10 protein-coding genes are annotated in these 11,802 nt (G+C 71.5%); 2 read left to right on the top strand and 8 right to left on the bottom strand.

Annotated elements, in window-relative coordinates; translation table 11 throughout:
• Positions 1-159 precede the first annotated feature (159 nt).
• Positions 160-2,472 carry a methyl-accepting chemotaxis protein gene (locus CCR97_RS20635; protein WP_201159797.1) on the top strand — a complete coding sequence of 771 codons (2,313 nt, stop codon included), beginning with the start codon at positions 160-162 and terminating at the stop codon, positions 2,470-2,472.
• Here the strand turns inward: CCR97_RS20635 and CCR97_RS20630 are convergent.
• The 3 genes from CCR97_RS20630 to CCR97_RS20620 are packed head-to-tail and all read right to left on the bottom strand — an operon-like array spanning position 2,469 to position 6,277.
• On the bottom strand, positions 2,469-3,896 hold the full coding sequence (locus CCR97_RS20630; RefSeq protein WP_111355692.1) for a class II fumarate hydratase: 1,428 nt from the start codon (positions 3,894-3,896) through the stop codon (positions 2,469-2,471). The genes CCR97_RS20635 and CCR97_RS20630 overlap by 4 nt on opposite strands.
• Complete coding sequence (locus CCR97_RS20625) at positions 3,893-4,873, bottom strand: tripartite tricarboxylate transporter substrate-binding protein (protein ID WP_111355693.1); 981 nt, start codon at positions 4,871-4,873, stop codon at positions 3,893-3,895. The genes CCR97_RS20630 and CCR97_RS20625 overlap by 4 nt, the downstream gene beginning before the upstream one ends.
• A 15-nt stretch (positions 4,874-4,888) precedes the next feature.
• Positions 4,889-6,277 carry a class-II fumarase/aspartase family protein gene (locus CCR97_RS20620; RefSeq protein WP_111355694.1) on the bottom strand — a complete coding sequence of 463 codons (1,389 nt, stop codon included), beginning with the start codon at positions 6,275-6,277 and terminating at the stop codon, positions 4,889-4,891.
• Positions 6,278-6,540: 263 nt separating this feature from the next.
• On the opposite strand from CCR97_RS20620, the gene CCR97_RS20615 reads away from it, so the two are divergent.
• Positions 6,541-7,308, top strand: coding sequence for a GntR family transcriptional regulator (locus CCR97_RS20615; RefSeq protein WP_111355695.1), 768 nt, complete (start codon positions 6,541-6,543; stop codon positions 7,306-7,308).
• 24 nt (positions 7,309-7,332) lie between these two features.
• On the opposite strand, the gene lpxB is transcribed toward CCR97_RS20615, so the two are convergent.
• Genes lpxB through lpxD form a run of 5 tightly spaced genes read right to left on the bottom strand, consistent with a single transcriptional unit; the run spans position 7,333 to position 11,739 of the window.
• Entirely contained in the window at positions 7,333-8,493 is a 1,161-nt protein-coding gene (gene lpxB, locus CCR97_RS20610; protein ID WP_111355696.1) for a lipid-A-disaccharide synthase, read from the bottom strand.
• The gene (locus tag CCR97_RS20605; protein WP_201159796.1) at positions 8,490-9,365 is read right to left on the bottom strand and encodes an LpxI family protein; all 876 of its coding nucleotides are present in this window, start codon (positions 9,363-9,365) and stop codon (positions 8,490-8,492) included. Before CCR97_RS20605 ends, lpxB begins: the two co-directional genes overlap by 4 nt.
• Before the next feature lie 10 nt (positions 9,366-9,375).
• Positions 9,376-10,185, bottom strand: a complete 810-nt coding sequence (gene lpxA / locus CCR97_RS20600; protein ID WP_111355698.1) for an acyl-ACP--UDP-N-acetylglucosamine O-acyltransferase — start codon at positions 10,183-10,185, stop codon at positions 9,376-9,378.
• Positions 10,186-10,190: 5 nt separating this feature from the next.
• Positions 10,191-10,652, bottom strand: a complete 462-nt coding sequence (fabZ, locus tag CCR97_RS20595) for a 3-hydroxyacyl-ACP dehydratase FabZ (RefSeq protein ID WP_111355699.1) — start codon at positions 10,650-10,652, stop codon at positions 10,191-10,193.
• A 10-nt stretch (positions 10,653-10,662) separates the two neighbouring features.
• The gene (gene lpxD, locus CCR97_RS20590) at positions 10,663-11,739 is read right to left on the bottom strand and encodes a UDP-3-O-(3-hydroxymyristoyl)glucosamine N-acyltransferase (RefSeq protein WP_111355700.1); all 1,077 of its coding nucleotides are present in this window, start codon (positions 11,737-11,739) and stop codon (positions 10,663-10,665) included.
• Positions 11,740-11,802: the final 63 nt, after the last annotated feature.

The raw sequence follows: 11,802 nt of genomic DNA, 5'->3' as shown, positions 1-11,802 counted from the left end.
CCATTAATCAAGACATCATAGCTTTTGCTACGAGGCCACGGCGCGCCGTGCCCCTGCTCTGCCGGGCGACACCGACGTCAGTCCGCATTTCCGTTCAGTCCAGCCATTCTCACCGATCCTGTCCGCACGGGAGGCGGCCGGTCGCCGCGACGTCGTCTCATGAAGCTTTCGATGAAGGTCGCCATCCTGTCGCTGCTGCCGGTCGCCGGGCTCGGCGTGTTCGCCGCCGTGCAGGTGCACGGCGCCTGGACACGGCTCGACGAGACGCAGCGCGTCGCCGAGCTGGTCACGGTCGCCCCGACCATCGGCGGGCTCGTCCACGAGCTGCAGAAGGAGCGCGGCGCCTCCTCGACCTATGCGGCGTCGAAGGGCGCCGTCTTCGCCGACATCGTGCCGCGCCAGCGGCGCGACACCGACGCGGCCGCGACCGGCTTCCGGGCCGCCGTGACGGGCGTCGCCGGCGCCGATCCCGGGCTCGCCGCCGCGCTGCGCGACGCCGCCGGCGCGCTCGACCAGGTGCCGCCGCTGCGCACCACGATCGACGGGTTCTCGATCGGCGGCGTCGAGGTGGCGCGCAGCTACACGGCCGTGATCGACCGCCTGATCGCCGTCCTGGATCGCCTCGGCACCCTGACGGACGAGGCCCGCATCGCCCGCGCGGCGCTGTCCTACAAGGCGATCGTCGCGGCCAAGGAGCTCGCCGGTCTGGAGCGGGCGACCGGCGCGCGCGGCTTCTCGGCCGGCCGCTTCACGCCCGACGACTACACGCTCTACGCCCGGCTCGGCGGACGCCAGGGCGACTGGTTCGGCGTCGCCCGCATGGCGGGCGGGCCGACTGCGGTCGCGGCGCTCGCGGCCTTCGATGCCTCGCCGACCAACACGGCGGTCGACGACTTCCGCCGCGCCGCCAAGGACAGCCTCGCCTCGGGCGCGGTCGCCGGGGTCGACCCGAAGGCTTGGTGGGCGACGTCGACGGCGCGCATCGACGCGCTCAAGACGCTCGAGGAGACGTTCGGGGCCGGCCTGCGCGACGCCACCGCCGCGGTGTCGACCGAGGCGCGCAACAGCCTGCTGTGGTCGGCATTGCTCGGCGGCAGCATCGCGCTCCTCGCCATCGGGCTCCTGATCGTGCTCGGACGCGCCATCCATCGCGACGTCCACGCCCTCACCGACAACATGCTGCGGCTCGCCCAGGGCGACACCTCGGTCGCCCTCGACGGCGTCGGCCGGACCGACGAGATCGGCGAGATGCTCCGGGCCGTCGCGGTGTTCCGCGACACGGCGCTGCAGCGGCTCCGGCTCGAGGGCGAGACGATGGCGAGCGAGGAGCAAAAGCGCGCCCATCATCACCAGCTCGTGGCGATCATCGACGATTTCCGCGATCAGGTGGGCAGGACGCTCGCCGTGGTCGACGCCGGCGCCGCGCGCATGACCACGACCGGCGCGGCGCTCGGCGACATCGCCGCCGTCGCGGCGCGCAAGGCCGACGACGCGGTCGCCGCCTCGATCCACGCCTCCGGCGCCGTGCAGGTGATCGCCGGGGCGACCAGCGAGCTCGGCACCTCGATCCGCGAGGTCGCCGGCCAGACCGCGCGGGCGAGCGGCATCGCCAACGACGCCGCCGCCGTGGCGGCGCGGGCGAACTCCGAGGTGTCCGGCCTCGCCGAGGCGGCGGCCCGCATCGGCGACGTCGTCGCGCTGATCACCACGATCGCCGAGCAGACCAACCTGCTGGCCCTGAACGCCACCATCGAGGCGGCGCGGGCCGGCGAGGCCGGCAAGGGGTTCGCGGTGGTCGCCTCCGAGGTGAAGGCGCTGGCCAGCCAGACCTCGAAGGCGACCGGGGACATCTCCCGCCAGATCGCCGAGATCCAGCGCTCCTCGCAGCAGGCGGTCGGGGCGATCGCCGACATGGCGGTGCGGATGAACGAGATCGCCGGCCTCACCACCTCGATCGCCGCCGCGGTCGAGCAGCAGGACGCCGCGACCGGCCAGATCTCGAAGAACGTCGACTTCAGCGAGGTGGACCGCAACGTCACTGGCGTCGCCGACGCGATCTCGCGCACCAATGCCGAGGCCGCGATGGTCAACAGCACCGCGGCCGATCTCGTCGGCTCGACCCGCGTCCTGCGCGGCGCGGTCGAGACGCTGCTCGCAGCGCTCGCCAAGGAGGTCGAGGACCGTCGGGCCGAGAGCCGCTCCAAATGCGACCGCGCCGTCACCGTGACGGTGAACGGCCGGTCGCACCCGAGCCGGATGATCGATCTCGGCACCACGGGGCTGCGCATCAGCAACGTGCCGGGGCTCGCCCCGAACGGCGTCTGCGAGGTCGAGGTGGAGGGCCGGCGCCTGCGCGCCCGGGTGATCTGGGTCAACACCGAGTTCACCGGCCTCGGCCTCGACGGGGTGGTGCTGAGCGCCGACGAGGTCGAGCGCCTCGCCGGCCCGCCCCCTGTGGCGGCCGCGGCCTAGCTCGTCCCGGGCGCTTTCGCCGGGGTCGCCATGGCAACCGCGTCGACGCGCGCGTCGTAGTCGGCTTCGCTGATGAAGCCCCCCGACACGGCCGCCTGCCGCGGCGTGATCCCGTCCCGCATGGCGATCCGGGTGATCTCCGCCACCCGATCGTAGCCCAGCACCGGGTTCAACGCGGTCGTGAGCAGCAGCGCGTTGTCGACGTTCGCGGCGAGGCGGGCGCGATCGACCGCGAGTCCGGCGACGAAGCGCGTCGCGAGGAGCGTCGCCGCATCGGACATCAGCCGGATGGCGCCGAGCAGATTGTAGACGAGGACCGGCTTCGCGACGTTGAGCTCGAAGGTCCCCGACGCACCGGCCGCCGTCACGACGGCATGGCTGCCGATCACCTGGAACGCCGCCTGTGCGACGGCTTCCGCGATGGTCGGGTTGCGCTTCCCCGGCATGATCGACGACGACAGGCCGTCGTCGGGAATCACGATCTCGCCGAGCCCGCAGCGCGGGCCGGAGCCGAGCCACCGCAGATCGTTGGTGATCTTCAGGAGCGAGACGGCGAGGACGTTGAGATGCCCCGACACCTCGACCAGCACGTCGTGGGCGCCCATGCCCTCGAACTTGCTCGCCGCGGGCCGGAACGCGAGGTCGGCGAGGCGGGACGCCTCGTCGCAGAACGCCGCATCGAAGCCCGGCGGGGCGTTGAGGCCGGTGCCGATCGCCGTGCCGCCCTGCGGGAGCAGCAGAAGGCGCGGCATCGTGCTCGTGAACCGCGCCCGGCCCGCCTCGATCTGCCGCGCGAAGGCGTCGAACGCCTGGCCGACCGTCATGGGCACGGCGTCCATCAGATGCGTCCGCCCGATCTTGACGACGTCGGCGAAGGCGCGAACCTTGTCGACGAGCGCGCCACTGAGCGTCTCCAGCGCCGGCATCAGGCGATCGCGCAACTCGAGCGCCGTGACCATCTGCATGACGGTCGGGAAGCTGTCGTTGGAGGATTGCGACCGGTTGACGTGATCGTTCGGGTGGACCGGCGACCGCGTCCCCAGGCCGTGGCCGAGCAGCTCGTTGGCGCGGTTGGCGATCACCTCGTTGGCGTTCATGTTGGTCTGGGTGCCCGAGCCGGTCTGCCAGACCGGCAGCGGAAAGTGCCCGTCGAACCGCCCCTCCCGCACCTCGGCTGCGGCGCGGGCGATCGCCTCCGCGAGGTCGGGCGCGATCTGGCCAAGCCGTCGATTGGCGCCGACGGCGGCGAGCTTCTGCAGGCCGGTCGCGTGGATCAGGCAGGCCGGCAGGCGCTCCTCGCCGATGACGAAGACCCCGAGCGCCCGCTGGGTCTGCCCGCCCCAGTAACGATCGGCCGGGATCTCGACGGTGCCGAAAGCGTCGCTTTCGAGTCGGTATCCGGGCGGTGCCGCGCGGGTCGTCATTGTGCGCCGACGACGCCGGCGGCCTTGATGACCGGGCCCCACTTGTCGATCTCGGCTTTCAGATGCACGGCGAGGGCTCCGGGGGTGGCGCGTTCGGGAGACACCGTGTCGGCGCCCAGCTCGGCGAGGCGCGCCTTGATGGTCGGATCCTTCAGGGCCTCGTTCAGGGCGGCGACCAGCGTGTCAATCACCGGCTTGGGCGTGCCCTTCGGGGCGAACAGACCGTACCAGACCATGTAGGTGAAGCCCGGCAGTCCGGCCGACGTGACGGTCGGAAGGTTCGGCAGAGCCGCGGCCTTCTCGCTTCCGGTGACCGCATAGCCCTTGATGCCGCCGGACTCGACATGCCGGACGACATTGACGATCTGGTCGCACATCGCGTCGACACGGCCGCCCATCATGTCGTTGAGAGCCGGCCCGGCGCCGCGATACGGCACGCTGGTGATGTCGACCCCGATCGCGCTCCCGAACAGCAATCCGCACAGATGAGCCGAGGAGCCGATCCCCGCATGGGCGAAGTTGACCTTCTCCCGATTGGCTTTCACGTAGGCCAGGAACTCGGCGAAAGTCTGGGGCGGCAAGTCCTTCCGGGCCACGAAGGCCGCCGGCAGGTCGACGACCAGGCCGATCGGCTCGAAGTCCTTGATCGGATCGTAGGGCAGCTTCGGATAGAGCGCCGGGTTGGTGGCGTGGCTCACATGGATCATCAGCAGCGTATGGCCGTCGGGCGCCGCCTGCGCCACCTTGGCGCTGCCGATCGAGCCGCCGGCGCCGGACGTGTTGTCGACGACGATCTGCTGCTTGAGCGTCTGCGTCATGCCCTGCGCGACGAGGCGGGTGATCGTGTCACCCGGCCCGCCGGCGGAGTACGGCATGACCATCATGATCGGCCGGTTCGGAAACGTCTGCCCGGTCGCGGCCGGCGCCACCGCCGGCAGCGCGGCGAGGGCGAAGGCGAGGGCTCGGATGGCGTTCATCATTTCCTCCTGGCGTCAGCGGGACGTGTTCTGGTTGTCCGAATCCCGAGGTCGGCTCGCGAGAACCCGATCGACCATCTCATCCGCGAGACCGAGGTAGTTCGCCGGATCCGTGAGCCGGTCGAGCGCGGCTCGGTCGAGATGGCGGGCGACGGCGGGATCACGGGCGAGCACGTCGGACAGCGTGCCCTGCCCTTCGGCGGCGGCCCGGCAGGCCGCATAGACGACATCGTGCGCCGTCTGCCGTCCGAGCGCGGGGGCGAGCCGCATCATCACGGCCTCGGCGACGATCAGCCCGTCGGTGAGGCCGAGATTGCGGGCCATCCTGGCCTCGTCGACGACGAGACCGCCCAGCGCGAACTTCGCCTGGTGGAGCGCGCCCGCCGTCAGCAGGAACGCCTCGGGAATGGCGATCCATTCCGCGTGCCACGGGCCGGTGGCGCGCTCGAAATCCTGGATCATCGCGTCGAGCATCAGCCCGGCGTGCTGGCGCACGCTCTTGGCGGCGGCGAGCATCAGCTCGGAGGAGATCGGGTTGCGCTTCTGCGGCATCGTCGACGACGCGCCGCGCCCCTGCGTGAAGGGCTCGTAGAGCTCGCCGAACTCGGTCGACGCCATGATCATGACATCGAGCGCGATCTTGCCGAGCGAGGCGGTGATCAACGCCAGCAGGTTCACGGTTTCGGCGAAGCCGTCGCGCGCGACATGCCAGGTCGAGACGGGCACGCCGAGGCCGAGCTCTTCGCAGAGCGCCTTCTGCACCTCGAGCCCGTCGCCGCCGAGCGACGCCAGCGTGCCGGCGGCGCCGCCGAAGGATCCGACCAGAACCCGGGGGGGGAGCTGGGCGAGCCGCTCGGCGTGCCGGTCGAACATCGCCAGCCAGATGGCGGCCTTGTATCCGAACGTGATCGGCAGCGCGTGCTGCAGATGGGTGCGCCCCGCCATCGGCGTTCCGCGATGGCGCCGCGCCAGACCGGCGAGGATCTCGCGCAGCGAGTCGACGTCCGACGCGACCAGCGCCAGCGCATCGCGCACCTGCAGGACCACGGCCGTGTCCATGATGTCCTGGGTCGTGGCGCCCCAATGGAGATACCGGCCGGCCTCTCCGCACTGGGTCGCGAGCTGATGGACGAGCGGCAGGATCGGGTAGCCGACCAGATCCGTCTCCTTCCCCAGGAGATCGAAATCGAGAGCCTCGGCCTTGGCGAGCCGCGCGATCTCGGCCGCCGCCTCCGGCGGGATCAGGCCGCACCGCGCCTCCGCCTGGGCCAAGGCGACCTCGACCTCGACATAGCGGGACACGCGGGCGAGATCGGAGAAGACGCCCCGCATCGCGGGGGTGCCGAACGCGTCGCGATACAGGATCGAATCGAGGACGGTGGTCGCGGTGGGGCGCACCTGCATGGTCGGGCTCGCACGGGTCGGGGCCGACACGGCTGGGCACCGGGTCGGTCGGAGGGTCGAGGGGAGAGCTGGTCTCGATCGGCACCGACGGGCCGCGGAGGCGCGGTCGCGGGACGGTCGATCGGGAGATGGTCCGTACTTCTTTTTATGTCCGTACATAACTATGTACGGACATAGCCCGACCGTCAAGCCCTGTCTTGACGTTCCGCCCGCGTCGGGTGTCTTGAGCTGACCGCGCGTGACTGCGCCGAAGGAGAACGTTCTTGGAAACGCGTTACGCCTTTGTGGCGCGGGCGATCACGGCGGCGATCGCCGACGGGCGCCACCCCGTCGGCTCGTTCCTTCCCAACGAGAACGATCTCGCGAAGCAGTTCGCGGTCAGCCGCGCGACGGTCCGCGCCGCCATGCAGGAGCTCCAGAACTCGGGACTGGTCAGCCGGCGAAAGAGCGCGGGAACCCGGGTCGAGGCGCTGCCGGCGGCGGACCGGACCGGCACCTTCTCGCACACGCTGGGCTCGATCGAGGCCGTCCAGCAGTTCGGCGTCGAGACCGTGCGCCGCATCCAGGCCGTCGGCGAGGTCGTGGCCGACGACGACCTCGCGGCGCGCCTCGGCTGCCGGCCCGGGCAGCGCTGGCTCCGGATCTCCTTCGTGCGGCTGATCCCCGACGACGCCACGCAGACGCCGATCTGTTGGACCGACGTCTATATCCACGCCAGCTTCAGCGCCGCCGTACAGGCCCGGATGGAGGACCACGTCGCCATCTTCGGGACGCTGCTCGAGTCGATCTCGGGCCGCTCGATCAGCGAGATCCGTCAGACCATCACGGCGGTGGGCGTCCCGGACGACCTCGCGACGGTGCTGCGCGCGGCGCCGCAGAGCCACGCCCTCTCGATCCGCCGGCAGTACATCCTTAGCCCCGGCATGCTGGCCGAGGTGTCGCTGAGCATCCATCCCGCCGGTCGGTACAGCTATCAGAGCAGCATGAAGCGGCTCGACGCGAGCCCGCGGCCCGCCGAGCCGAGCGCCTGAGGACCTTCGGGGCCGGCTCGGCGATCACCGCCCCATCGCCGCGAGCACCACGTCGGCGGCGCGCTCGCTCGGCTGGGCGGTGCCGATCTCCATGATGGCGTCGAGGCGGGCGAAGGCCTCGGTCTGGCGGCGGCGTTCCGGCGTGTCGCCGAGGAGCGGTGCGAGCGCCGCGGCGAGCGTGACGGGGGTCGCGGCGCGCTGGATCAGCTCGGGCATCACGTTGTCGCCGAGCACCAGGTTCGCCAGCACGATCGACGGCACCTTGATCAACAGCCGGCCGATCATCTCCTCGATCACCGAGAGCTTGTAGGCGACGACGGTCGGCACGCCGGCGACGGCGAGTTCCAGCGTCACCGTGCCGGACGCGGCGAGCGCCGCACGGGCCTGCCGGAACGCCGCCCATTTCTCCTCGGGCGTCGCGACGATCCGGGGCCGGACCGGCCAGTCGGCCGTGGCTTCGCGCACCCGGGACAGATGATGCGCCGGGGTGGGCAGCACGGCCTCGACCGGCCCGGCACGTTCGACCAGTTTCTCCAGCGCTTCCCCGAACAGCCCGGTGTGACGCGCGATTTCGCCGCGGCGGCTCCCCGGCAGCACCAGCACGACGGGCGGCTTTTCCACGCGTCGCGCCGCCTCCTCGGAACCGGGACGCAGCAGCGCCGTCTCCGCCGCGAGCGGATGCCCCACATAGGTGCAGGCCGGCCCGCCGAGCCTTTGGTGCGCCGCCGGCTCGAACGGCAGCAGCGCCAGCACGTGGTCGACATAGGCCGTCATGGCGCGCGCCCGGCCCGGCCGCCACGCCCACACCGACGGCGACACGTAGTCGACGACCGGCAGCCCCGGCATCGCCTTCCGCACCCGCTTGGCGACCCGGTGGGTGAACTCCGGGCTGTCGATGATCACCAGCACGTCCGGCGTCTCGGCCACGATGGCGTCGGCCGCCGCCTTGATCTTTCCCAGCAGCTCCGGAAGGCGAGAGACGATCGCCGTGATGCCGATGATGGCGAGCTCGTCGATCGGAAACAGGCTCTTCAGCCCCTGCCCGGCCATCTCGGGACCGCCGAGGCCGACGAAACGCGCCCCCGGCACGCGGGCGCGCAGCGCCTGCAGAAGGCCGGCGCCGAGCCGGTCGCCCGACGCCTCGGTCGCCACCACGGCGATGGTCGGACACCGCGCCGCCGTCATGGCGACGCCTCCGGGGCCGAGACACCCATCGCGAAAACGCCGGCCGCCTCGGCGCGCCGCGCGATCTCCTGCGGCTCCGCCAGGATGACGCCGCCGGCCGCGACCGCGAGGCCGGCGAGCCCGGCGCGGGCGACGCAGTCGACAGTCTGCGGCCCGATGGTCGGCAGGTCGAAGCGGCGGTCCTGGCCGATTTTCGGCGCCTTCACCAGCACGCCGACGCCGCGCGGCATCTTCAGCCGCCCGGCCTCGCGCAGCTCGGCGACACGGGCCAGCATGCGGTCGGTGCCCTCGGCCGCCTCGACGGCGAACACGTAGCGGTCCCCCACCACGACGGCCTGGCCGACGTCGAACGGGCTCGTCGCCGCCAGCAGTCGAAGGCCGAGCGCGATGTCGGCGTCGTCGCGGGCGGTCGGCGCCCGGGTGCCGAACAGGCCCGCCGGCGCCAGGATGTCGGGCGCCACCTCGTGCGCGCCGAGGAGGCGAAAGCCGTCCGCCTCCAGGATCTTGCCGACACTGGACAACAGATGATCGTCGCCGCCCCGAAACGCGCGAAGAACCTTGGGCAGCACCTGCACGGTGCCCCAGTCGAGCCGCAGCCCGAACGGCGACGGCCGCGTCAGGCCGCCGATCACGACGACGTCGCGGCAGCCCTCCTGGCGCATCAGGCGGCGGAACGCGCCGTAGCGGGCGAGCGGCACCCAGTGATGGCGGAATCTTTCCACAACGGCCGGATCGGCCCAGCCGGTCAGGGCGAACAGCACGACGGGCCGGCCCGTCGCGGCGACCTTGGCGGCGATGTCGCCGGGCAACCGGCCGCCGCCGCACACCAGGGCAAGCGGCTCGCTTGCGCGTGCTGCGGCCGCGGCCGTCATCGCCCCGCCGTCACGTCGCGGCGCGCAACGCGGCGCGCTTCACGCCCATGGTGAGGGGCCGCGTGCCGGCGCGGATGAAGGCGACGATCTGGCCGATCAGCGGGTCGTCGCCGAGGTCGGCGGCGACGAGGTCGAGACGCTCGCGGAACGTGCCCTCGCCGAAGAACAGCGCCTCGAAGCCGCGATGCACCTTGTGGATGTCGGCCTTGGAGAGGCCGCGCCGCTTCATGCCGACGACGTTGAGGCCGATCAGCTCGGCCGACTGGCCGTGCACGAGGCCGAACGGAATCACGTCGGCCCGCACGCCGGACAGGCCGACGATCATGGCGAAGTCGCCGATGCGCACGAACTGGCGCACCGCCGCCTGGCCGCCGAACACCACGTAGCTGCCGACCTGGACGTGGCCGCCCAGCACGGCGTTGTTGGCGAAGGTGACGTGATCGCCGACCACGCAGTCGTGGCCGACATGCGAGCCGACCATGAAGAAGCAGTGGCTGCCCACCCGGGTGAGGCCGTGGTCGTCCTCGGTCCCGGTGTTCATGGTGACGCCTTCGCGGATGTCGTTGTCGGAGCCGACCACGAGCCGGGTCGGCCCGCCGCGATAATGCGTCGACTGCGGCGGCGTGCCGAGCGACGCGAACGGACGGATGGTGTTGCGTTCGCCGATCACGGTGTGGCCGGTGATCGCGACGTGCGAGATCAGCTTCGTTCCGGCGCCGATCTCGACGTGCGGCCCGACCGTGCAGAACGGGCCGACCTCGACGTCGTCGGCGAGACGGGCTCCGTCCGCGACGCGGGCGCTCGGATCGATGATGGGCATGCGTCTCACACTCCCGACAGCACGGCGCTGACTTCGGCTTCCGCGACCAGCTGGCCGGCGACCTTCGCCTCGCCGCGGAACCACCACATGTTGCGCCGCCGCGACATCTTGGTCATGTGGTACTCGATGGTGTCGCCGGGCGTCACCGGCTTGCGGAACTTCACCTTGTCGATGGTGGTGAAGAACACCGTGTAGGGCGGGCGGCCGATCTCGCCGGACAGCACGCAGAGGACGCCGGCGGTCTGCGCCATTCCTTCGATCATCAGCACGCCTGGGAACACCGGCATCTCCGGGAAATGCCCCATGAACTGCGGCTCGTTGAAGGTGACGTTCTTGATGCCGATGCCGAACTCGGCGCCGCGGATGTTGATCACCCGGTCTACCAGCAGGAACGGGTAGCGGTGCGGCAGGGACTTCATGATGGCCGAGATGTCGGCCGCCTCCAGCTTCGTGACAGCCTCCGTCATCGCGGCGTCCTCAATGCTTTTCGTCATCTGATCGTTCGGGTTTGTCGCCGCCGCCCTTGCCCTGGGCGAGGCGATTGATGGCGCGCAACTCGCGCATCCAGGCCTTGGCCGGCTTGGCCGGGAAGCCGCCCCAGCGCTGGCCCGGCGGAATGTCGGAATTGACCCCGCTGAGCGCCGCGACCTGGGCGCCCTGTCCGATCACCACGTGATTGTTGGTGCCGGAGCGGGCGCCGAGGACGACGTAGTCCTCGAGCACCGTGCTGCCCGAGATGCCGACCTGGGCGACGATCACGCAGTGGCGGCCGATCAGCACGTTGTGGCCGATCTGCACGAGGTTGTCGATCTTGGTGCCCTCGCCGATCACGGTGTCGCGGGTGCCGCCGCGGTCGATCGTGGTGCCGGCACCGATCTCGACGTCGTTCTGGATGATCACCCGGCGCAGCTGCGGCACCTTCTGGTGGCCGCCCGGCCCCATGACGAAGCCGAAGCCGTCCTGGCCGATGCGGCAGCCCGGATGGATGATGACACGGTCGCCGACCAACGAATGGGTGAGCGTCACGCCGGCCCCGATGGCACAGTCGCGGCCGATGCGGACGCCCGGCCCGATCACGGCGGTCGGCCCGATCACGGTGCCGGAGCCGATCTCGGCGCCCGGCCCGACGACGGCGCCAGGATCGACCGTGACGCCGCTCTCCAGCCGCGCCGCCGGGTGCACCGAGGCGCCGGGCGCGACGCCCTGGCCGCCGAACAGCGACGCGGGCTTCAGGGCGGCCGGATAGAGGGCGCGGGCAACCGCGACGAAGGCCCGGTGCGGGTCCTTCACGACCAGGGCCGGCAGGTGCTCGGGCGCGGCGGCGGCGAGCCGCGGCGCGATCAGGCAGGCGCCGGCGCGGCTGCGCGAAAGCTCGTCGAGATAGCGTGGGTTCTCCAGGAAGGCGAGATCGGACGGGCCGGCCTGGTCGAGGGTCGCGACGTCACGGATGACGCGGTCGAGCGGCGCCCCGGCCACCGGCTCGGCGCCGGTCAGGCGGACGATCTCGGCGAGCGTCAAGGTGGTCGCAGGCGTGAAGAAGAACGGTTCGCTCATGGCGGCGACACTGCCCCGGGGTGACGACGCCGGCGACGGGGCGCGATGGGATGGACGTGGCGA

Source organism: Rhodoplanes elegans (assembly GCF_016653355.1).
Lineage (GTDB): Bacteria > Pseudomonadota > Alphaproteobacteria > Rhizobiales > Xanthobacteraceae > Rhodoplanes > Rhodoplanes elegans.
Note: the sequence above shows the minus strand (reverse complement) of the source record. Positions and strands in the feature narration are given on the sequence as shown.